This is a genomic window from Phycisphaerae bacterium, from assembly GCA_019636475.1.
In the GTDB taxonomy this organism is placed as follows: Bacteria; Planctomycetota; Phycisphaerae; order UBA1845; family UTPLA1; genus JADJRI01.
Genome location: JAHBXN010000003.1, coordinates 115,268 through 138,508 on the forward strand (window position 1 = coordinate 115,268; position 23,241 = coordinate 138,508).

15 protein-coding genes are annotated in these 23,241 nt (G+C 58.5%); all 15 read left to right on the plus strand.

Annotated elements, in window-relative coordinates; all coding sequences use genetic code 11:
* Positions 1–80: 80 nt before the first annotated feature.
* Positions 81–1,088 carry a hypothetical protein gene (locus KF841_06045; protein MBX3394910.1) on the plus strand — a complete coding sequence of 336 codons (1,008 nt, stop codon included), beginning with the start codon at positions 81–83 and terminating at the stop codon, positions 1,086–1,088.
* A 308-nt stretch (positions 1,089–1,396) separates the two neighbouring features.
* Entirely contained in the window at positions 1,397–2,965 is a 1,569-nt protein-coding gene (gene tssA / locus KF841_06050) for a type VI secretion system protein TssA (protein MBX3394911.1), read from the plus strand.
* 33 nt (positions 2,966–2,998) lie between these two features.
* Positions 2,999–3,499, plus strand: a complete 501-nt coding sequence (tssB, locus tag KF841_06055; GenBank protein ID MBX3394912.1) for a type VI secretion system contractile sheath small subunit — start codon at positions 2,999–3,001, stop codon at positions 3,497–3,499.
* Positions 3,500–3,635: 136 nt separating this feature from the next.
* Positions 3,636–5,123 (plus strand): type VI secretion system contractile sheath large subunit, encoded by a 1,488-nt coding sequence (tssC, locus tag KF841_06060; GenBank protein MBX3394913.1) that lies wholly within the window; start codon positions 3,636–3,638, stop codon positions 5,121–5,123.
* A 301-nt stretch (positions 5,124–5,424) separates the two neighbouring features.
* Complete coding sequence (hcp, locus tag KF841_06065; GenBank protein ID MBX3394914.1) at positions 5,425–5,901, plus strand: type VI secretion system tube protein Hcp; 477 nt, start codon at positions 5,425–5,427, stop codon at positions 5,899–5,901.
* Between the two features lie 177 nt (positions 5,902–6,078).
* Entirely contained in the window at positions 6,079–6,507 is a 429-nt protein-coding gene (gene tssE, locus KF841_06070) for a type VI secretion system baseplate subunit TssE (GenBank protein MBX3394915.1), read from the plus strand.
* Between the two features lie 46 nt (positions 6,508–6,553).
* On the plus strand, positions 6,554–8,356 hold the full coding sequence (gene tssF / locus KF841_06075) for a type VI secretion system baseplate subunit TssF (GenBank protein ID MBX3394916.1): 1,803 nt from the start codon (positions 6,554–6,556) through the stop codon (positions 8,354–8,356).
* A 9-nt stretch (positions 8,357–8,365) separates the two neighbouring features.
* Positions 8,366–9,661 carry a type VI secretion system baseplate subunit TssG gene (gene tssG, locus KF841_06080; protein ID MBX3394917.1) on the plus strand — a complete coding sequence of 432 codons (1,296 nt, stop codon included), beginning with the start codon at positions 8,366–8,368 and terminating at the stop codon, positions 9,659–9,661.
* Positions 9,662–9,668: 7 nt separating this feature from the next.
* Positions 9,669–12,422 (plus strand): type VI secretion system ATPase TssH, encoded by a 2,754-nt coding sequence (tssH, locus tag KF841_06085; protein MBX3394918.1) that lies wholly within the window; start codon positions 9,669–9,671, stop codon positions 12,420–12,422.
* A 1,153-nt stretch (positions 12,423–13,575) separates the two neighbouring features.
* Positions 13,576–15,255, plus strand: a complete 1,680-nt coding sequence (tssI, locus tag KF841_06090; protein MBX3394919.1) for a type VI secretion system tip protein VgrG — start codon at positions 13,576–13,578, stop codon at positions 15,253–15,255.
* 39 nt (positions 15,256–15,294) lie between these two features.
* On the plus strand, positions 15,295–17,280 hold the full coding sequence (locus tag KF841_06095) for a hypothetical protein (GenBank protein ID MBX3394920.1): 1,986 nt from the start codon (positions 15,295–15,297) through the stop codon (positions 17,278–17,280).
* A 20-nt stretch (positions 17,281–17,300) separates the two neighbouring features.
* Positions 17,301–18,302 (plus strand): hypothetical protein, encoded by a 1,002-nt coding sequence (locus KF841_06100; GenBank protein ID MBX3394921.1) that lies wholly within the window; start codon positions 17,301–17,303, stop codon positions 18,300–18,302.
* A 129-nt stretch (positions 18,303–18,431) separates the two neighbouring features.
* Complete coding sequence (locus KF841_06105) at positions 18,432–20,471, plus strand: hypothetical protein (protein MBX3394922.1); 2,040 nt, start codon at positions 18,432–18,434, stop codon at positions 20,469–20,471.
* Between the two features lie 15 nt (positions 20,472–20,486).
* Complete coding sequence (locus tag KF841_06110) at positions 20,487–21,458, plus strand: hypothetical protein (GenBank protein ID MBX3394923.1); 972 nt, start codon at positions 20,487–20,489, stop codon at positions 21,456–21,458.
* A 68-nt stretch (positions 21,459–21,526) separates the two neighbouring features.
* A complete protein-coding gene (locus tag KF841_06115; GenBank protein MBX3394924.1) occupies positions 21,527–23,239 on the plus strand; it encodes a PAAR domain-containing protein in 1,713 nt (570 codons plus the stop codon).
* Positions 23,240–23,241 lie beyond the last annotated feature (2 nt).

Below are 23,241 nucleotides of genomic sequence, written 5' to 3' on the forward strand. Positions count from 1 at the left end.
AGTAGGATCGCGTCAGACCGGCAGTCTCCGCGAAGGGGGCGAATAGCGGCAGGTCACGGCGACGTTTCAGGTGCTTTGAGATGGGCTGGACAGACCTCTTCAAGTCGAAGAAGTCGGTGGAATTGAAGCCCGATCCGCGCATTCGCTGGTTCGGCAAGCTGCCGACGTATGCCGACTATTACACGTCGCCGACGGACGCCGAGTGGGCGACTGAATTCAACGAATGGGTGATGAAGGGCTACGAAGTCTATCACGCTCGTGAGCAGGCTCGCGTGAGCCAGAATGATGGCGGTGCGCGCCCCGGAACCGACCGCCTTCCCCTAGCGGGGACGGTACTGAGGCTGCCGAAATCCGGCATGACGGTTCTGGCCACCATCCAGGACTACGGCGGCGATATGCGCGGCCGGCATTTCCCGATCTGTTTCTACGTCGGGTTCCCAACGGGAGCATGGCCCGCTCCAGAGAGCGGCGGTATCGCGCCGGCGCTCGACACGGTCGATGCACTGATGAAACTCCGCGACGATGTCGATGCTTTTTTTCGAGCGCCGGGTCGCTTTGATTCGCGATTTGGTGAACGCGATCTGGACCTGTCGGGATTCGCCGATTCGCGCAGTGATGAATCCTGGCGGCGCAGTGCGCGGAGCATTCCGATGACGGACTGGTTCAACGCGGTTCGTCCGGTGCTGAAGATTGACGAATTGGGTCTGTGGTGTGCGGCGGTACGGAAATGGGGCCAGGGTATCTCCGCGCACGACGGCGGTGGATTCGAACCGACCTTTCGCTTTCCGCTCGCGCTGACGTTTTCGATCAATGCGCAGATTGCGGGCTGGGTAAGATGGCTGGAACGCCGGATGAATTTGAAGTCGCGATTCCTATCGATGACCTTTGCGACGGATGGCAAGGAAGGTGTGGGTTATTTTTCAGTCATCGCTCGGCCGCCGGTGCCTGAGGATTTCATTCTGATTACAGCCCAGGCGTCGTCACTAGCTTATCTTGATGATTTGATCGGACTGAATGGCGCCAGTGATTCGGATCGACATCCGGAAGCAATGCCGACCTCATTCGATGAGTTCACTGAACAGGGATGATGGTGCCAATGGAAGCACACCCATGCAAATGAAATGAAGGATCGCATGCGATTCGTATAGCTGGGTGTCGCGGGCGACCGGTTTGAGGCCGCACGTTCAGCGGGCTTGCTTGACTTGTTGTAGCCGGGAGTTATCGTCAGATGCGGGTTGGACAACGTGTCTCGCTGCGGAAATCGTTGAGAGAGGATAACCGAACACCACAAATCAACGGCTCAGGGGCGTGGCGTGACTTGATTGAAAGCCATGGCGGCACTGCATCGAGCGGCGGTGTGCATGCTTATGGCAGACAGGGATGTTAGGCGATCAGTATGGCGAGCTTCGACGAGACGACGATCTTACCCCTGGGCGTGGAACCCATCGGTGGCGGCGCGCCAACCGGTGTCGATGCCGCCGACGACGAGAACTACATCCTTGTGCAGGCAGAGTTGAATCGCATCGGCCGATTTGACGGAGAGCCACCCAACTGGTTCAACGTCATTCAGGGCGCAACGAATGTCCTTCGAATGAAATCGAAGGACATTGAAATCGCTGCCGGTCTTGGGTATGCCCTCTTCAAGCAGCACGGATACGCGGGCCTTGCCGCCACTCTCAAACTGCTCAACGACCTGACCACAAACTTCTGGGATGGTCTCTTTCCGGAGCGACCGCGCCGTCGAAAGGCGCGCATCGAATCACTGACTGAGGTCTTCATCGATGGGGAGTGGTTCAAGGAGAATCCTCCCAAGCCGAATGAGTTCGATGCGATCGACCTATGTGTGACGCGAATCGGCGAATTGACGGCTGCCCTCACCGAGAAGATGCCTGACGAGCCGCCGGACTTCGCCAAGTTCACCCGCGGCCTGAAGGAACTTGCTGCGAAGCGCCCCAAGCCTGCCGAGGCTGTCGCTCCGGCGCCCAGCGCTTCCGCGCCGTCTGCGGACACTGGCGGCGGCGCAGCGATGCCGGCAATCGGGGAACCCGCAAGCGTCAATGCCGCTGAAAGCTCGTTGCTGACCGTCTGCAACTTCATCCGGAAAGCGGAGCCGCATAATCCGTTGCCGTTTGCGATCACCCGCCTGGTGAAGTGGGCGGTCATTCAGCTTCCGACATCAGAAGAAGCGAAGTATCAGATCCCTTCGCCTGAGCCGACCGTGCTCGATGCACTGCAGCATCAAGCTGCCAACGGGATGTTCGACCTGCTGCTTACCACGTCAGAGAGCGCGTTTCGATCGGAGGACCCCCTGTGGCTGGACCTACAGCGGTACACCTGCCTGGCGCTCGCCGGACTGGGGCCGATGTACGAAAATGCACGGCAAGCTGTCATGACAGCGACTGCCGGGCTGGTTAAACGCATGGGAAGCGGGCTGTTTGAACTTCGCTTTAAGAGCGGTAATCCGCTGTGTTCCGGCGATACGAAGATGTGGATCGAATCGGAGGTTGCAAGTGCTGTCGGCGGCGGCGGCGGGGGGCGGTCGTCGGGGGCGGGCGATGAGAAGCTGACAGCCGCATCTGAGGAGGCGCGGAAGCTGGCCGGTTCTGGTAAACTAAAAGAAGCGGTGGCGTCGCTTCAGGAAGGGCTGGCCGCTTGCACGCAGCGCCGCGATCGATTCTTGTGGCGCCTTCAAATTGCCCAATTGTGTTTCGATGCGCAACGTATACAGTTAGCTTTGCCTTTGCTCGAAGAGTGCTGCGACGAGGTGCGTCGTCATCGTATTGATGAATGGGAGCCGATGGTCGCGGTGGAGGCAGCCCGAACCTTGTATCGGGCTCGCAAGGCAGATGCCCTCCTGATGAAGGAGCCGGCACCGGAGTTGGTTCCCGGAGTTCGTGAGAGTTTCGCGTGGCTTTGCCAGTTGGACCCGTCGGCGGCGCTGGCAGTCGAGCCGAGTGGTAAATAGTGTTCAACAGAAAGACGCTGAGGGAGTTCGAACATGGCAAAAGGTCCATCAAAAGCGCGAGAGTCGCGCGTCAACATTGTGATCTCTGATCGCCTCCGCGGCGGCGCCGAACCGGAACTGCCGTTTCGAATGCTCGTGATGGGCGATTACACACAGAAGCAGGACAAACGCCCGATTGAGGCCCGGCAGCCGCTCGATATTAACAAATCGAACTTCGATTCCGTGATGCAGAGCTTCAATTTGTCGCTTGATCTTTCGGTGCCCAACCGAATCGCCGGCTCCGGTGAAATGCCGGTGTCCCTGAAGTTCGGCACACTGAAGGACTTCCGCCCCGAGTCGATCGCACGGCAGGTTCCCGAGATGAAGAACCTGCTGGAACTCCGCGATGCGATCAAAGCGCTGCGTCCCGTGATGGGTGACAAAGCCAAGGTCGCCAAACTGATGGAAACGATCAAGGACCCGGCAACGCGCGACCAGATCATGAAGCTGCTCGGCCAGCCAGGTGAGGGCGATGCCGGCGGCGCGGCAAGCTGACCCCGCTGCCAGTGAAAACTGTTCGCGGCAATCAACCGGCACCTCGCCGGCGGTTCATCGGCCCGGAGCCGATGAGTGATACGAATGAAGATTGACACTGCGAGCACTGACGCTCGCGGATCTCGGAGGACTGACGATGGCAGATGCACCCCAAGCCCAAGCCGCCGGCGCGGCACAAACGGTCGATACCACGGCCGTTGACGCACTGATTGACCAACTGGATCTTGATCATGAGTATCAGGACCTTTATCGAAAGGGCCTGGCCGGGATCGTCCAGAAGGCGGCCGGACTCGATCTGAGCAAGCTCACGATCAACAAGCAGGTCGTGGATGACTTCATTGCCGAGATCGATGCTCAGCTCAGCTCGCAGATCAACGAGGTGCTGCACAACGCTGAATTCCAGAAGCTCGAGTCGGCATGGCGAAGTCTCTGGTACCTCATCGACAACACGGAGTTCCGCCAGAATATCCGGATTGAGCTGTTGAACGCGTCGAAGAACGACCTTCTCGAGGACTTTCAGGACTGCAAGGACTGGCAGAAGTCCGGCCTGTTCAAAACGGTGTACCGCGACCAATACAACACGTTCGGCGGCAAGCCGTACGGCATGATGGTCGGCAACTTCGAATTTGATAACAAGAATCCCGACGTGGAACTGCTGTCGGAGATCGCCCGTGTCGCCGCGGTTGCCAAGTGTCCATTCTCAGCGGCTGTCGGCCCCACAATGTTCGGCAAGAAGGAGAACTCTTTCGTCGGTCTTCCGCGAATGGCCGAGATGTACGAAATCTTCGAGCAGCCTCAGTACACGAAGTGGAATTCCTTCCGCGATTCCGATGATGCTCGGTACATCAGCCTGGCGATGCCGCGATATCTGCTCCGCAAACCTTACACCATTGAAGATCAGGACGTGAAGGACTTCACTTTCGAAGAAGATGTTCGGGCCGAACATCACGACCGGTATCTCTGGGGCAACGCGGCATTCGCACTCGCCGGCCGCATGACCGAGAGCTTTGCGAAGTACGGCTGGTACAGCAACATGGTCGGTCCAAACAGCGGCGGAGCGGTCCCGAATCTTCCGCTGCATCAATACGAGGCGACCGGCCAGGTTCAGACGAAGATTCCGACGGAAACGCTGATCTCCGAGGATATGGACGTCGATCTGTGCAACTTCGGCTTCACACCGTTGGTCATGCGAAAAGGCAGTGATAATGCCGCCTTCTTCGATGCGCCCTCGGTTCGCCGCGTGCCAAAGTTTCCGGACACGGCCGAGGGTAAGGAAGACGAAACTCGCTTCCGACTCGGTTCCGCATTGCCGTATCTTATGATTCAATGCCGCATCGCCCACTTCCTGAAGGTCATCTGGCGCGAAAACATGGGCCGCGTGATGGATGCCCAGAAGATGACCAACGAGATCGAAACATGGCTGAAACAGTATTGCCGCCAGGGTTCGCTGGACGACGAATTGGCGTCCAAGTATCCGCTGAAGGAGATTCAGGTGACGGCCACGCCGATCCCCGGCAAGCCGGGCATGTTCAAGTCCGAGGTTCAGATGATCCCGCACTTCAAGCTCAAGGGTGTGGAGATTCAGCTATCGATGGTTGGTCAATTCGACCCGCCGCCGGCTTGATTCTGGATCCCGGGTTGTCGAAGCGTCCAGAGCGAAATGGAGCAGAAAAAACAAACTGCTCCATTTCTCAGAGAAAATACCAAGCCATCGTCGCTTTTTTTACGTCTCCTAATGTGCGATGACGGCTATCTTTGTTATGTCGGAAGAGAGGTTCACCTCCGGCAGGATCAGCCGGTCCGGAGCATTGCCTGCTTGTCGCGGGAAGTACGGACTGGATCATTGAAACGAGTCAGTGCAGACGGGCCGGGACCGCGCGTGGTGTTTCCGGCGACTGGCACCCACACTTGAGGGAGATTGAGAAATGCCAACCCCGTGTAATTTGAAAATCGCTGAATATCCCGGCTCATCTGAGAAGGCCCAGCGGGAAAACACGATCGACGTGTTTGAGATCGAGCATTACGTTCACGCACCGGTTCGCGAAGAAGACGGCATGCCGACGGGCGTCCGCGTCCACAGCCCGCTGCGCGTCGTTTGCCAGATTGACAAGGCAACTCCCGGCTTGCACAAGGCCCTCTGCACGGCCCAGAACCTGGCTTCTGTTGTCCTGGATTTCTATAGGATCGATCCGAAGACCCGGGCTGAACAGAAGTACTACTCGATCACACTGACGAACGCCCGAGTCGTGGACATTCGTCCGTACATGCCGATGTCCTTCGTTCCTGCGAACGAGCCGTATCGCCACATGGTGCAGTACAGCTTTGTTTATGAGAAGATCGAGTGGAACTGGATGCCGGACAGCGTTGTCGAAATGGACGAATGGCGATCACCGCATATGTAATTGTCGCGCGAGATTGAGCGACACACTCCCGATATGCCGGCCCGCACCGCCGCGTATGCTCAATGCGTACGCGGCGGCTGCGCCGGATGGGCCAGTCCGGCCGTCAGCCGGCTTCGAGTTTGTGCTGATCGATCGCGGAACGCGGGCGGGCAATTATCGCATTGGGTCGAGGGCTGCATGGGACGCGAGCGAACGCTACTCGAACGACTTTCCGAGATCGGCGGTGGGGTTCGCACGGCTCAAACCGGAACCACAATTGAGAATCTTGAGGAGATGCTCGAGTCGGTTCGCGGGAACCTCGGTCGGCTTCTGAATTCTCGGGAAGGGATGTGCGAGGCCAGTCCGGACTACGGTCTCCCCGCCCTGACTGACATTACCGTCGGCTCCGCGGACTATCTCCGGCGACTGCTCGACGGCATTCGCGAGACCATTGAACGTTACGAACCGCGACTGCGAAATGTGCGCGTCTCGCTGCGCGAAGGCGAGAGCACGCAGACGAAGAAAGTCTTTCGGGTCGAGGCGAATCTCGTTTCCAAATCGGGCGAACACCGGGTGTGGTACGATACCGCGGTCCGTTCGTCCGGTCGCTTTGAGATTGAGGGCTGATCGTCGGATTCCCCCGACGGTCCACGGAGCGGACAAGAGCCTGATCGTGAAAAACACCTACTATCAGGACGAGCTCCAGTATCTTCGGGAAGTTGGTCCCGAATTCGCAAAAGTCCATCCGCAGATCGCCCGGATGCTTACAGACCGCGGCGCGGATCCCGATGTCGAGCGTCTGCTCGAAGGCGTCGCCTTTCTTTGCGGCCGCATTCGGCAGAAACTCGATGACGAATTACCCGAATTCACCGCCGACCTGATGTCGATGTTGTGGCCGCATTACCTGCGGCCGATCCCGTCGATGACGGTCATTGAGTTGCTGCCGGAACTTGACGGCATGCAAGCGCCCCAGATCGTGCCGGCGGGTGCGGAATATGCCAGCATTCCGGTCGACGGGACACGTTGCCGATTCCGCTGCCCGTGGGATGTTCCGGTTCGTCCGTGGATCATCCGCGACGCGGCACTTGAAACCGCGGCCGCCAAGCCCGTCCGACTCATCCTGCGAATGGAATCCTCTCCCAAGGTTTCACTGACGGATCTGAATCTGGACTCGGTTCGCTTTCACCTGACCGGCGAGCCACGAACGGCATTCGCACTTTATCTTCTGCTGCTCGGCCATCTCGATCATGTCACGGTGAGCGATGGTTCGTCGCGGCATGATCGTCGCGAGGAGATCCTTCCGGCGACCAGCGTGGCGGCCGCGGGGCTGGATCGATCTGACGGGGTTCTGGATTTTCCGCCGCATTCATTTGTCGGATACCGGCTGATTCAGGAGTATTTCGCCTTCAAGGAGCGATTTCTCTTTTTCGATCTTCGCGGCCTGGATCGGGCGGTACAACGGCTGGATTTGGAACATCAGGCCGAAATCTCCTTCACATTCAATCGCCGATTCGATACGTATCCGATGGTGTCGCGAGAGAATCTTCGCTTGCATTGCGCGCCACTTGTGAACCTGTTCTCTCATGCGGCCGAGCCGATCCGAATGCGAAACGACCGCGATCAATACCTGGTGCAACCGGCCCGCACAGGCATTGCGGATCGTCGCCACGCGGAGGTCTATTCGACGGACCAGGTTTGCGGTCTGGTGCAGACTGATCAACGCGAATCGCACGAATTCCGCCCGTTCTTTTCGTTCAATCACATGTCGTCCGCGGACGGCCGCTCGGCAAGCTACTATCACACGCACCGCGTGCCGAACGTGGTGACCGGCGATTCGCGACAGGGCACTGACACATATATATCCTTTGTGTCGGACGTTTCGACGCGCGACATCCCTGGTGATGAGACAATTTCCATTGAACTCACCTGCACGAATCGCGAACTACCAAACGCGCTGCGTGCGGATGACATCTGCGAGCCGACGGATTCGTCCCCGGCCGGGATGCGTTTCCGCAACATCATCAAACCGACATCGACAATCGCGCCGCCGATGGGACGCGAGCTTCACTGGCGGCTGATCTCGCACATGTCGCTCAACTATGTGTCGCTCACCAATGCCGAGCGATTTCGACAGTTGTTAAGCGTTTACGACTTTCAATCCGCGCATGATGCGCAGGCTGCGATGTCCCATCAGCGCATGCTTGATGGAATCAAGGCATTCAAATCGGGCTTCAGAGAGCGGATGGTCCGTGGCGCACCGATCCGCGGTTTGCAGGTTGATCTGGAGTTGCACGAAGATCATTTCGCCGGCGAAGGCGATGCGTTCCTGTTCAGCCAGATCGTGGACCGGTTCATCGGGCTGTATGTCACCCTCAATTCATTCAGCCAGCTCAATGTTCGGTTTTCACGATCTGGGCATCGACATTCGTTCCCGGCGCGCTGGGGCGATCAGGCGACTCCGGCCGAGGCGCGATGAGGTCATAAGTTGACGGTTGACAGCGATAAATTGGCCCGACTGGAGAGCCATCCTCTCTTCCAACGGCTCATGCAGCAGCCCTGGGAGTTCGATTTCTTTCGCGCGGTCTGGCTTCTGGAGCGCAGTTTTGGAGACTGTATGCCGGTGGGCGGCCGCGGACCGGTTTCGAGAGAGTTGATCCGCTTTCGTCCACACGTGACTGTGAGTTTTCCATCGACAGATATCCGTCGTATCAAAGCATTGCCGGTGGACTTATCCAGCCTTCCCGTTTTCAGGGCCGAGGTGACGTTCCTTGGGCTGTATGGTGTGTCCAGCCCCTTGCCCGTTCATTATGCTGTTCAGATGTTCCGAACGTCTGAAGTGCAGGAAGGCGACATTCCCGTATCCTCGAAGGAGACGGAATCACCAAGATCGAAAGATGGCGATGGTGCCAAATCAGATGGAATCGCGGCAGGTCGAAGCCTCGCGGATCAATCCCGGCAGGCTTCTGCGGACGCGGCTCGCGATTTTCTGGACCTGTTCAATCATCGATTGATATCCTTCTATTATCGCGCGTGGACTAAGTATCGCTATGACATGTCATTTGGCATGCGCGAGCGAGACGTGCTGACTCGATATCTTCTGTGGCTGATTGGCGTATCGGTCGATGCGGATGTGGCTGCACTCGGCGTTCCGCCGCTTCGGTTGTTGAGATATGCCGGCATCCTGACGCAGCATCCTCGATCGGCCGTGTCGCTCGAAGGAATTTTGTCAGATTACTGGGAGGGGATGCTTCCGATCCGCGTCGATCAACATGTCGGGCGTTGGGTCCCCGTACCGTTCGAGGACTTGAACACGATGGGCCTGGCAAATTGCCGGCTTGGCGAAGACATGATCGCCGGTGAGCGGGTGTATGACCTGAGCGGGGCGTTCAATGTTCAGATCGGCCCTGTCGACTGGCAGACCTACCAGTGGTTTCTCCCGGATGGGGACGCCCACGCTCAAACTCGAGCACTGGTGAAGTTCTTTGCGGCGGACCCGCTGTCATACACAATTGAAATTCGCCTGAAAGCGGGCGAAGTGCCTGAGACGCGGCTGTCGTCCGACGGCACATCGGGCCGGCTGGGTCTGACCAGTTGGGTCCGCACAAAAGACGTACCCGAAACATCCGTTTCATTCACCGAGTTGTCGTGCGCCGCATCTCGGTTTGGTGCGCAGCGAGGAACCCCCTCTGCCGCGCGTTCGACACAGACCTCGCACGCGGACGGCAGTGGCGCAGCCGATCGCGTTCATGTGACGCCCGGCGCAGGCCGGAGAGTGGGATAAGAAGACGATGTCCACGCAAACAACCGGAACAGATTTTCGCAGTCTGCTCAGTCGATTCGACGAAAACTGCGTGCGCCACATGCAGGGCGCGATGAGCGTGTGCGGCTCTCGCTCACAGTTCGAAATCACGCCCGATCATTTCATGCTCCGCTTGCTTGACGAAATGACCGGCGACGTCCAGCAGATATTCGAAACATTCAAGGTGGATCGGGCCACGCTCCGAAGAGCCATTCAACGGGCGCTCGATCAACTTCCGACGGGACATGCCGGGAAGCCGGTCATCTCTCCGAAGCTGCTGGAGGTATTTCAATCGGCGGCTGTCATGGCAGACGAATTCGGCTTCGATCGGATTCGGACCGGGCTTCTGATTCTGGCGTTTGTGCTGAATCCGCAGCATCTGAAGGCGAACGAATTTACACCCGAACTGGAACGCATCGATGTAGACCAACTGCGCGATCATTTTCATGAGATCGTGCTGGGCTCCTCGGAGCAGCCCGGCGGGGCAGCGGGTGCGGAAGGCGCCCCCGCGGGCGGACGCGCAGCGCCGGGCGGCAGCGCCCTCGATCAATTCACGATCGATTTGACGGCTAAGGCGGCAGCAGGCGAGATCGATCCGGTTTTTGGTCGTGATGCCGAGATTCGACAAATGATCGATATCTTCGCGCGGCGTCGGAAGAACAACCCGATTCTCGTCGGCGAACCGGGCACCGGCAAGACGGCAATCGTCGAAGGCCTCGCCCTTCGAATTACCGAGGGTGACGTGCCGCCGACACTCAAGGGTGTGAAGCTGATCTCACTGGATCTGGGCTTGCTTCAGGCGGGAGCCGGCGTCAAAGGTGAATTCGAAAACCGACTGAAAAATGTCATCAAGGAAATCAAGAGCAGCAGCCAGCCGGTGATCACCTTCATCGACGAGGCCCATACGCTGATCGGCGCGGGCGGAACAGCCGGCGGCAGCGACGCTGCAAACCTGCTCAAGCCGGCACTGGCCCGTGGTGAGCTTCGAACGGTCGCCGCGACAACCTGGGCGGAATACAAGAAATACTTCGAGAAGGATGCCGCACTGGAGCGGCGGTTCCAACTGGTTCGGTGCGACGAACCCGACGTCGAGTCCGCCATCGTCATGTTGCGCGGCCTTAAGGACAAGTATGAGAAGCACCACAAGGTCACGCTGCTCGACGAAGCTGTTCGCGCCGCCGTGGAAATCTCGAAACGTTACATCAGCGGCCGTTTTCTGCCGGACAAGGCGGTTGACTTGCTGGATACGGCCGCCGCTCGGGTTGCGGTGGGTCTGAGCACAAAGCCGGCCGTGCTCGAGGACGTTGACCGACGGTTGAGCCATCTCGAGACGGCGATCACGGCCATTCATCGCGATCATGCCGGCGGTACCAAAATTGACGAAACGGTGCTTGCGGAAATGGAGGCGACGCGCGAGTCATTGATTCAGGAGCGCGAAGCGCTCGAGAAGCGCTGGCATGAGGAATTGGCCGCGGTTGAGCGCGTGAGGGAGCTTCGCGCAAAACTCCGGGAGTTCACCGGCAGCGTCTCATCAGAAAACGGCGATGGCCAGAGCGACGCGACCGACGCGGCACCGGCCGAAGACAGCAAATCATCCAAGGCTGGAAAAGCGGCCAAGAAGTCAAAGGTGAAGGCGGCGCCATCCGCCGAAGAGACGGCGATTCGCGCCGAAATTGACCAAGCATTGGCCGCACTGAAGAAAATTCAGGGCGAAAGCGCGCTGCTTTATCCGCATGTGGACGCGGGGTCAGTCGCAGCGGTGGTCTCGGATTGGACCGGCATTCCGGTCGGCAGCATGGTGAAGGATGAAATCGCTGCATCCCTCCAGATGGAGGATCGGCTGAAGGGTCGCGTTGTCGGGCAGGATCACGCTCTTACGATCGTCGCGGAAAAACTGCGCATTTCCAAGTCGGGTCTTGGCGACCCCAATCAGCCTCTCGGAGTATTTCTCTGCGTTGGGCCCAGCGGCGTCGGTAAGACGGAACTGGCAATGTCCATCGCCGATTTGTTCTTCGGCGGGGAACGCTTCCTGACCGTGATCAACATGTCGGAGTTCATGGAGGCGCACACCGTTTCGCAGTTGAAGGGCTCTCCGCCGGGATATGTCGGCTATGGAGAGGGCGGCGTCCTGACTGAAGCGGTGCGCCAGCATCCCTACTCGGTCGTGCTGCTCGATGAAGTGGAGAAAGCGCACCCGGACGTCATGAACCTCTTCTACCAGGTCTTCGACAAGGGACAACTCGCCGACGGTGAAGGCCGAATCATCGACTTCAAGAACACGGTCATCTTCCTGACGAGCAATCTGGGCACGGACGTGATTCAGCAGATGTGTGAATCCGGGGAGCAGGTCGCTGTTGATGAGCTTCGGGAAGCGATCTATCCGCATCTGCGGAATCATTTCAAACCCGCGCTCGTCGCCCGCATGACGGTCATTCCGTTCTTCACCCTGGGTGAGGAGATCCTGAAGAATATTTCGAAGATGAAACTTCGAAAGGTCGTGAAGCGGCTTGCCACGACACACAATATGGCGATGAACGTGGACGAAAGCGTCTACGCCGCGATTGCTGCACGGTGCAAGCAGGTGGACATCGGCGCTCGACAGATCGACCACGCCCTTAATCGTGAAGTGCTGCCGGCCTTCTCGCGGGAGATTCTGGCAAAGATGTCTGAGGAGTCCATGCCGAAATCAGTGACGATGGGGGTTAGTGAAGCAGGCGACTTCACGTACAGTTTTTCAAACTAGCTGGTGGAGCGGGCCGGCGGATGAAAAACTGAAAAGGGTTTTGCACCGGAAATTGCGTTTATGAGTGTGTCGCCTGAAATCGCGGCCGCTCTGGACAGGGCGTTGACCAACACCCGCGGTGTCACGATCCGGGAGAAATGGATTCTGTCGCCGCACCCAGAAGGGCCGACGGAGAGCCGGAATACGACGTGAATGAGGAGCTAGGGCGATGGCGATCGTAAGAGACTACAGCAAGGCCCAGATCGCTTTCCGTTTGCACGGGGGCAATTCTGATGATTTCCTGGTGACGCGCTATCGCGGGACCGAGGGCATCAGTCAGCTTTATCGATTTGAGATTGAACTCGCATCGCAGCAGGAAGGCTGGGCCCTTGCCAACATCGTCGGCAAGTCGGCCGCGCTGAGTATTGCAACATCCGAGGGAGAGCGATATTTCCACGGCGTCGTCAGCCGATTCGAGCTCACCGGCGAAACCGTGGACATGACTTACTATCGTGCCGAACTGGTGCCCAATCTCTGGCTGCTCACGCATCGCTACTGCTCGCGAATTTTCCAGAACAAGGATGTCAAGACAATCATCAACGAAGTGCTGACCGGCGGCGGTATCCCGGCTGACCACTTCGACATGTCGAAGTTGGCCAAGACCTACCCGGAACGCGAATATTGCGTCCAATACCGCGAGACGGATTTCAACTTCATCTGTCGTCTGATGGAGGAAGAGGGCATCTGGTGGTACTTCGATCAGACGAAGGACAAGCCTGTCCTGATGCTGTGCGAAAAGGCGAATGACTACCTACCGATCACCGGCGAGGCGAAGCTGGCCTATCGAAGCGCCGCCGGCATGAATGTGGAGGTCGAGCACATCTGGCGATTCCGACTCGGACAGACGGTCCGTCCCGGGGCGGTCTCGCTCACGGATTTTGATTTCAAGAATCCGCAGCTCGGCCTCGATGTTAACGCATCCAGCGGACGCGATGCGGGCCTCGCCTTCGCCGATTCTCCAGGCGTCTACTTTGCACAGGCACGCGGCACCAGCCTCGCGAAGCTTCGCGCGGAAGAGTTTGAGTGCAGCCGGATCTCCGGGAACGGACTCAGCAATTCGCGGCGGATCGCTCCGGGGCGCACGTTTGAACTGACCGAACATCCTTCGGTCGCGATGAATCAGAAATACCTCGTCACGACAGTATCCCACCAAGGAAAGCAGGCGATCACCCGCACGACGTCAGGCGCTGGCGAACGGGGCGGCGCGCTGAATGTGCGAATCCACGAAGCGCTCGTCGCCGCCCGAACGCACGAGATTCCGGCCGTCAGGGAACTGGCCGAAGGTTTGCTGATGATCGCCGGCAAGATCAACGCCGGTGATCCGACGGCCAACCGCGGCCTTTCCGCATGGCTCTATCATGGCGGCCAGGTGGTTCGAGAATCCGCGACCGTAGCGATGGCACAGGGCGCCAATCCACTGGAATTTCTGTCACCGCCGAATCTGCTCTCGGAGATCGCGATGACAGCCATCGTGGACTTCGAGTCATCGCTCTATCAATGCCGGTTTGAGTGCATTCCCGCAACGGTGGAGTTCCGCCCGCCGCGCATTACACCCTGGCCCATCGTTCGCGGCGCTCAGACAGCGCGGGTTGTCGGTCCGGAGAGCGAGGAGATTCACTGCGACGAGTACGGCCGCGTCAAAGTCCAGTTTCACTGGGACACGATGGGCTTCGAGGGCGGTGAGGCGAAGCGGTTTGGGGCGGATTCATCCTGCTGGATTCGCGTCAGTCAGGGCGCGGCCGGTGGCCAGTACGGAATGATGTTTATTCCGCGTGTCGGGCAGGAGGTCATCGTCGACTTTCTGGAGGGTAATCCAGACTATCCGGTCATCGTCGGCCGAGTATTCAACAAAGACCACATGCCTCCGTACGCGCTGCCCGATCATAAGACGCGGAGTGTCATCAAGACGCACACCAGCAAGGGCGGTGGCGGATGCAATGAAATACGCTTTGAGGACCTCAAGGACAAGGAGCAGTTGTTCATTCAGGCGCAGCGACAAATGGACCTGCGCGTCAAGGCGAGCCACTTCCACACCGTGGGCGGCGCATACCATCTGCGAGTCGGGGACGAACTCCGCGAATTCGTCAACAAGTCGAAGCACGTTCATATCAAAGAGCACCTGTACACCTGGGTTGAAGGCGAAGAACATCGCGCAATCCAGGGGCTTCAGGCGATCGAAGTGCAGGGTACGAGGTCGGTCTACGTCAAAGATTCGGCGATGGATCTGTTCGGCGCCGACCACAAGATGGAAGTGACCGGCACGCTCGAGGTCGCCGCTGACAAGATTCTGCTCGATGCCCCGGGTGGAATTGAGATCAAGTCGGGCGGCAGCAGCATCACGCTGAGTTCCAGCGGCGTACACATTGTCGGATCAATGGTCTATATCAACAGCGGGTCCGGTCCTGCTGTCTCGCCAGCCAGCGCTTCCGGCATGAGTCCGACTGCGGCGGAGGATCCCACGGCCGCCGATAAGTCCAACCCCGGCAAAGACACGCGATATACCGCTCCAGGTGTGACGCCACCGGTGCAGCCCAGTCTACCTGACGTGCCGGGCGAACCCTTCGAACCGGAGCAACCGACTCCCGTCGAGACGTCCTGGATCGAAATCGAACTGGTGGACGAAGCCGAACGTCCGGTCGCGGGCGAGCGGTACGAAATCATCACGCCCGATGGCAAAAAACGCGAAGGTGTGACCGACGCCAATGGGCGTGCGCGAATCAGCAGCATTCAGCCCGGGAACTGCCAGATCAAATTCCCGCGGTTGGATTCCGACGCGTGGATCAAACACCCGTAGACCGGAACCTGTGGCTGTTAAATTGGAGGTGACACGGTTATGGCGGTGGCTCGGAGCATTCGAGCGAAAGACGGCGATACGCTCTGCAGCATTGCGGTCGACAACGGCTTCAAGAACTGCACGAAGTTCCGCGCGCACAATACGCACCTAGCGAGCCGGCAGGTGAAGGCCGGCGACCAGGTGAACATACCGGAGCTTACCGAAAAGCAGGAGCCCGGTCAGACCGAAATGCGACATCGTTTTCAGCGGTTGGGTCGCAAAAAGCGGATCTTCATCATTCAGGACAACAATCGGGCGAAGCCTGAACAGGCACTGAGCGATATTCAACGAGAATTGGCCGTCAGCAACTATGTCCCGACTCGCCAGGGCACCGGATTCACAACCGCCGACTGGCGAAGCGAGAGATTCTTCGGGCACTCGACCGCCGCCAGCGCTGATCCCGACCATTTCAAGGTCCAGGTTTTCGATCCGATGGCGGCGGCCCGCGGTGAAAATGAGGTCAAGATCACGCTTCAGTCACAAAGACCCGTGCTCGATGCGGATCTCAAGATCACCCAATGGAATGACATGACGGAAGCGGGCACGAAGCTCGTCGATGTGATTTGTCGCCAGGTCGAGGCCGATTCGCCGTGGTACCGATCCCACTATCTGCGGCTGGTCGTCGACACGCAGGATCAGACCGCCAAGCGGCCTCATGGCCGAACGACGCCGACTGCTGACGGCGGCCGTGATGTCTCGAAGCAGACACTGGTGGTTCAGCACGTGACGGCGGATAACCGGATCGAGGTGCTCGACCTGCGCGTGATGGCTCATCAGCCTGAGCCCGCGTGTGAACATGCCGACCCGGCCGGCCACTGTGTGACCTTCTCGCTTGCGGACGTGGGAAAGAATGAGAAAGTCATACGCGTCAACCTCGTGCGAGTCGGTGGGGCGGCAACCTCCGGCATCGACGATGCCCGGATGAACAAGATGATCTTCGAGAACATGCGCCTGACACTCGCTCAGGCGAATATCGGAGTACAGCTTGTGGGCGGCGCGATTCGCGACGTGCCGGAACCGAAGAACATGATCGTCGTTTCCGACTATCACGCCGCGAAATCGAGCGGCGGTGGCACAATGGAGGTCAAGGTCCGACTGGCCTCGGGTGACGTCACGGCCACGATTTCGACGGACAAGAAGAAAAAGCCGGTGGAAACCGGTAACAAGCTGGCCACGGCATTGCGGGCCGTCGGTGTCAAATGCCGCGTCTCACCAAACAAGCCGATTTCGAGCTCGGGCGATGATTTCGGTTCCTGCGACATTCTTTGCTTCAATCCGGATGATTCGCTCGCGACCGTGCTCTCGGCGACTTCCACCGACACGGACCAGAAGCTCAGCCATAGCGGTGGATTCGATACCATGTCCGTTAAGGACAATGTGGCACAATACACCGATCCTTCGACTCCGGCGGGGCCGGCTCAGATCGTCGGCAGTATCGACTTTCGAGCCGTCTGCAAGAATTTCAACGAAGGTGGCAACCACCTCGGTGTCCTAGTTGTGGGCGGTTTCACGCGGCTGCCTCTTCTTGGAAAGGCGATGTTGCCATACCGGGGAATTGCCGAGCGCATCCGGCCGCTGACAGAATGCTCCATGTGCGTCTTCGTCGATGCCGGGGGCGTGGATGCCCGCACTGTTCTTACGCATGAAGCGGGACATGTGTTACTGGATGCCTTCCATACGACACTCACGGACGCAAACGAATCGGACTTGTTTGGCAATCAATACGACAACAACACCAACCTGGCGTACTCGGAGTGGATGTCCGCATTCAATCGAGAGCCGGATTTCATCCACAAACGCATGTCTGACCGCCCGCTGACCGTAAAATTCAATATTGTGAAGATCGGTGCATCGGATATCGAGGCGGAGGAGGCCACGTTGGGAGGGGCCGGGCAGGCGACGCCGGTTGAGCGATTTCTCACGTTGTCGGCCTCGACGCTTGGCCCGTTGCGCAAACTGAAACCGGCGCCCGGAAGCGGTTTGTAGAAACAAAGGGAGACTTGCAGATGCTGCCCAAACCGCCCAATGGATACCTCCCCAAGGATGAAGCCCTTTCCCTTTTGCGCCGTTTTGCGCTCGGTGCCGAGATGGATGCACCAACACGCCTGCCGAAACGCGCCCATCCGGACCAGGTTGATGATTTTCTGAACGACGCGCTGTCGGACCCTGAAAAGCTCAAGCAGCGTCATGTCGGGCAGATCGGCGAGTTGATGCGATTTTTCGATCGTCGCACTCATGCGCCACAGATACAGAAAATACTTGCCCGGCAGGAGCGCGATCTCATGGCCTTCCTGCGCTCGCTCAACGCGCTGGGCATTGTGGCGGATCTCGGCGATCCGGCTGCGCAATCCAAGGCGGCCGAATACTATCAGTTGATGACTTCGCATCGTTTCGCACCCGAGTGCTGGGACGGACTGGTTAATACCTTCTTTCATCTGCCGCCTGACGCCGATCCAAAGTGGATCAGCGATCCGATCGAAGCACGCATGGCCGGTCTGAAGCCGAAAATGGATGCCGATACGAAGGCAGCGGTCGAATACTACAGGCTCGAAGACATCCTTAAGGATCGACTGCCGACAGTGCGGGCCGCAAAGAAGCTTCGGCATGATTTCATGGACCTGAAGTCGGTACCTCGCCGCCGGCAGGAATTAATTCGTTGCTATCTTCGCGTTGAGAAGAATGCGTATGTTGATCTGAGGCGATGGGCCGTCATGGTGTTGCAGCGCGATTGCAACGAGACCGCTCCTTCCGAGTTGGCCAAGGAATTTGAGCACATGTTTCGGTTGATCGTGGATCAAGCCGGCAGGCAGGGCAATATGTCGGCGGATGACCAGGCGGATCTTCGCAAGTACACAACCAGCTGTGCGCGAGGCGTCGAATTCTACGGCGGTCAACTGGATGAGGACTGTGCGAAGTTTGCCGCCGAGCATTGTAATAAGGATCAGAATGACGCGCTATTCTGGGAGCTGGGCAAACCGAGGAACGAGGAGGGCGACGAGGGCGCCTGATGTTAATGGGATTCATTGCCCGGACAGGATGCGGATGTTGACAGCGTTGCGGGAATCGGCAGGCAATGTTGTCGTTACGACGTTTTTCATGAGTTGTAAACCGGTGCGTGTCCCGGAAGGTATCTGGAAATGGCTGTAACCAAATCAGTCAGAGCGAAGGACGGCGAATCACTTTGCAGCATCGCCGTCGAGCATGGATTCAAGAATTGCAACAAGCTGCGGCCATTGAACCCTCAGTATGCGGCTCGCCATGTTGAGCCCGGGGAGAAAGTCGATATTCCCGAAGTCACACAGAAGCAGGAGGCGGGGCAAACCGAGATGCTCCATCGCTTCCAGCGATTGGGCAGCGCTAATCGAATCTGGATCATCCAGGACCGACATCGAGCCAGCGGACCTGCGAAGCTCGCGGATACGCAATCCGAGTTGGCGGTGAGTAACTATGTCCCGGGCCGACAGGGGACTGGATTCGCAACCGAGCTTTGGAAACCCCATACATTCACCCGCTACAGCTCCGGAGCCAGCGCGGATCCCGATCATTTCAAGGTCCTCGTCTTCGACAAGTTGGCTGCCGATCGTGGTGATGCGGAAGTGACAGTCAATCTCCAGTCGCAGAAACCAGTGCTTAATTCGACCGACAAGCGGATGATTGACAAGTGGGACAATATCGTTCAAACCGGAACCCTTCTGCAAGACATCGTTTGCAAACAAATCGAACCGGACTCACCCTGGTACCAGTCCTGCTATTTACGACTTGTGGTGGATGAACAGGACCGCACGGCAAAACGCCGCGATGGTCATAACGATCCGCCTACAGCTGTTGATACCGGCGCCGATGTCAGCCGGCAGGTGCTTGTGGTGCCTCCGCTTGCGGATAAGGATATCGAAATCCTGGATTATCGCGTTCAGTCGTTCCGGCCGGCGCCGCACTGCGAAACAGGCACATCGACCGATCCACAGCATTGCAAGGCCCAATCCTTCGCCAAAGTCGGCAAGGACGAGAAGGTGATGCGAGTCAAGGCCATTCGCGTCGGCGGATCGGCCGGCGCTGGCGTCAGCGACCAGGAAATGCGGGACCTGATCTACAAGAGCCTCCGTGAGCGTTTCGCGCAGATGAATGTCGGAGTCAAGGCCATCGTGGAGCCCGGGCCCGGGGTAACGATCGTCGACAACTTCATTCACGATGTCGATCCGCCCCGGAACATGATCATGATCTCGGATTACGACGGCGTTCGTGCCCGGGGACGAAAAGCAATGTCGGCGACGGTCCAACTGGCGTCAGGCAATGTGACCGCGACGATCCAGACCAAGTCGAGCGCAACGCCGCTGGCCACCGCGAATGACCTTGCGGCGGCACTGAGAGCCCAGGGAGTCGTCTGCCGCGTCAGCGAAAATCCGCCGATTTCATCGTCTCGCAACACATTCGGTTCAGCCGATATTCTGTGCTTCAATCCGGACGGCACGATGGCGAGAGTCATCAGCACGAACAGCGCGGACCCGAAGCAGACGATCAGCGACACGAGCGCGTGGAGTAACGCCGCCGTACAAAGTACGAGCGGCGCTTATCCGGATCCCCGAGACAGCGGCGATGCAATGCTGGTCGGCTCACCCGATTATCGCGTCTGCGCCAAGAACTTCGTGACAGGCGATACCTACCTGTGCGCGATGGTTGTAAACAGGCTGCCCGGGCTGAACGGCGAGGCGACGGGGCCCTATGTCGGTGTTGTCGAACGTTTCAGGCCGCGGCCGGAGTTTCGACTCATCGTATTCCTGAGCCGCGGCGGTGCGACATCGGGCGTAACGTTGTCGCATGAAGGCGGACACACGCTGCTTGATTGTTTTCATACGACGGGAGGCAATCCAGAGTCCGACCACTTCGGCAACGCCTATCCGGTCAATGATAATCTGGCTTTCTCCGAATGGATGTCAGCATTCCCGCATACGAATCAAATTCGTAAGCGCATCTCAGATGCGCCTATCACGGTATCACTGCGTGTTCAGCGCCGGGGACCGACTGTGACCGGGGCTGCCGGCGAGAACAAGCTGATGGGCGGTCGCGATACGCCCACCGGAGCGATCAATCAGACCTGTGTCGAGCGGTTCCGTACGCTTGTTCCGTCTGTCTATGAAAACCTTCGTCTGCTGCGACCGGCGCCGCCGACGCCGCTCTAGGAGTACGGCCCGACCATGTTGCCCAAACCGCCCAAGGGATATCTCGAGCGCTCCAAAGCGGACACTGTGCTGCAGCACTACATCATGGCCAGTCGATTCGACGGCCCTGAACCGCTGCCGAAGACGGCCGATCCGTCGCAGGTCAATGCGTGGATTCAAAAAACGCTCGAAGCTGAATCTCCCAAGAGCCGTCATGTCGCCAAGTGCATGCGACTGATGCGTTTTTTTGACCTTCGCTCGCATGCCGAATTGGTGACCAAATGGATGCAGCGCCGGGACAGCGAGCCGGACGAATACAACCGGGCGATTGTCAGCCTGACGATTCTGGCTGAATTTGGTGATGATGCCCTGGCCGCCAAAGCGAACGAATACTATCAGCACCTGGCCGGCAAGCCGTCGGTCGATCAACGCTTCGAACAGATGATTGACGTTTATTTTTACCTGAGCGACAAATCCGATCAGAAGTGGATCGTTGATCCGCTTGAGAAGAAGATGAAAGTCCTCGAGCCGAACGTCGAGAACAGCGTCGACACGCAGGTCGCCTATCTGAAGCTGAAGAACTACCGTGATGACCGCCTTCCGCGGATTCTGGAAGCGAAGGCCAGACGACACGAAATACTGAAGATTGCCGACGCCAAGCGCAGAAGGCAGGAGGTCGTGCGGCTCTACCTCGGGCTCGAGACATACGCTCATGTTGATTTCAGGAATTGGGCCGTGATGATCCTGCAGCGCGACTGCAACGCGACGACGCCGGATGAACTTTCCGCGGCCTTCATGCTCATGCTCGACGCAATGATGTCTACGACTGCCGTAGAGGGGCTGGAGGAGGAGGACAAGAAGGGCTGCGTTACATCCTGTGCACGAGCCGTCGAGTTTTATGGTGGCCAACTGAATGAGAAGCAGTCGGAGTTTGTGAAGAAGAACCATCAGGATCAGGCAGACATGCTCTACTGGGAAACAGAATCCAGGCCCGAAGCTGACGAGTAGTTTCGGCGTCATGTGCGCGCTGCTGCTGGATTTTGATTGATCGCGAATCGGAGTTGAAAGACAGCGATATGGCATCACCGGACGAAATGGCATCCTATTACGAGGGGCATCCCGATCCCGACGACTCCACAACCTGGGGCGGAGCCGAGAACTTCGACGATGCCAAGTCCAATTTCGAGTCAGCCAAGGGACCGGCGCCGACACCCTCACCGGTGGCCGGTCCTCCGTCCCCCGGCGCCGGCATGCCCGCGGCGCGCGTCGGCGATCAGTGCGCCCACGGTGGAGCAATCGTTGGTCCCGGCGCGCCGACGGTCCTGATCGGGAATATGCCGGCCGTTCGCGCCATGGCGGCGAGTGACACAGCGTTGTGTCCGATGTTCGACGGCGTGGTGCCGCACGTTTCCGGCGTTATCCTCAAGGGCAGCAATTCAGTTCTCATTGCCAATTTTCCGGCAGCGCGTGTCGCCGATCCGATCGGTCCTCCCGCCAAGTGTGCCGGTAATCAGATCGCGAAAGGATGCGACACCGTTTTAATCGGCGATTCGGGCGGCGGGGGGGGTGGCGGCGGCGGCGGGGGGGGTGATGGATTCAGCGGTGGCGGCGGCGGAGAGGAAGAAGCCGAACAGGCACAGGAAGAAACCTCACAGACGCAATCGGAATACACTGAGAGTCAGCCTGCGGAAGATCCGCCGGGAGAATCCACGCAAAATGTCGCGCAAGGCACGCACTGGCTCGAAATCGAGATGGTTGATGAGGCGGAACAGCCTGTGGTCGGAGAGCGCTACGAAGTCACACTGCCGAACAGTAAGATCGTGAAAGGGGGACTAGACTCGCGCGGCATGGTTCGTTTTCAGGGAATCAAGGACCCCGGCGCCTGTCGTATTCAATTTCCAAATCTGGATCTGGCTGCTTGGGAGCGATGGCGGCCGATGCCGCCTCAGACCGAAGCGCCAGAGGGTGCGCCCGCGCCTGCGCCTCCCTTATTAGGCGAAGAGGAAGAAGGCCCCGTGGAGGCTGGCCCGGATGCCCGCAATGGGAAGTGGCGTATCGTGAGGCAGGGCGAGTGCATTTCGAGCATCGCACGCGAAACGGGCCATTTCTGGACGACGATCTGGGACCACGGTTCAAACACCGAACTGAAGCGTCGCCGGAGCAATCCCAATGCGCTGTTACCGGGAGATGCAGTCTTCGTTCCGGATAAGCGACCACGAGAAGAATCAGGCAACGTCGATCAGCGTCATAAATTCCGTCGCAAGGGCGAACCGACATGGTTCAAGGTTCAACTTTTGCAGGACGGTGATCCGCGAGCCAACGAAGAATACAAGCTCGACGTGGATGGAAAGCCGAAAGACGGCACCACCGACGACCAGGGCCGCGTGAAGGTGCCAATACGCGGCGATTCGCGACGAATTATCCTGAGAATCGGATCAGATACTTACCGATTCACGCTGGGCGTGATAAATCCTTTGAATGACATCGCCGGCATTCAGATGCGCCTTGCGAATCTCGGATTTCCGCCGGGTCGCATTGATGGCATTATGGGCCCCAAGACACTCGCGGCTTTGAACCAGTTTCGACAATCGGTTGGATTGCCGCCATCGTCTGAATTGGATGATGCCACGATCCAGAAACTCAATGAAGCCCACGACGCCATGAAATTCAACGCGATTAAACGCGCGGAGAGCGAACCAAAGATCGTTGACGACATGCCGGGAACGGCTGTGGGTGACGAAGAGTCGCCACAAGGTAATAGTGATGCGGAAGGGGGAGCCGGGGCCTGAGC

Bases quoted from the DNA above. Each gene is read 5' to 3' on its own strand.
- KF841_06110 (MBX3394923.1), top strand. From the start codon at position 20,487: ATGTTGCCCAAACCGCCCAAGGGATATCTCGAGCGCTCCAAAGCGGAC.
- KF841_06100 (MBX3394921.1), top strand. From the start codon at position 17,301: ATGCTGCCCAAACCGCCCAATGGATACCTCCCCAAGGATGAAGCCCTT.
- KF841_06045 (MBX3394910.1), top strand. From the start codon at position 81: ATGGGCTGGACAGACCTCTTCAAGTCGAAGAAGTCGGTGGAATTGAAG.
- tssB (MBX3394912.1), top strand. From the start codon at position 2,999: ATGGCAAAAGGTCCATCAAAAGCGCGAGAGTCGCGCGTCAACATTGTG.
- tssH (MBX3394918.1), top strand. From the start codon at position 9,669: ATGTCCACGCAAACAACCGGAACAGATTTTCGCAGTCTGCTCAGTCGA.
- KF841_06115 (MBX3394924.1), top strand. From the start codon at position 21,527: ATGGCATCACCGGACGAAATGGCATCCTATTACGAGGGGCATCCCGAT.
- hcp (MBX3394914.1), top strand. From the start codon at position 5,425: ATGCCAACCCCGTGTAATTTGAAAATCGCTGAATATCCCGGCTCATCT.
- tssE (MBX3394915.1), top strand. From the start codon at position 6,079: ATGGGACGCGAGCGAACGCTACTCGAACGACTTTCCGAGATCGGCGGT.
- KF841_06105 (MBX3394922.1), top strand. From the start codon at position 18,432: ATGGCTGTAACCAAATCAGTCAGAGCGAAGGACGGCGAATCACTTTGC.
- tssA (MBX3394911.1), top strand. From the start codon at position 1,397: ATGGCGAGCTTCGACGAGACGACGATCTTACCCCTGGGCGTGGAACCC.
- tssC (MBX3394913.1), top strand. From the start codon at position 3,636: ATGGCAGATGCACCCCAAGCCCAAGCCGCCGGCGCGGCACAAACGGTC.
- tssI (MBX3394919.1), top strand. From the start codon at position 13,576: ATGAATCAGAAATACCTCGTCACGACAGTATCCCACCAAGGAAAGCAG.
- KF841_06095 (MBX3394920.1), top strand. From the start codon at position 15,295: ATGGCGGTGGCTCGGAGCATTCGAGCGAAAGACGGCGATACGCTCTGC.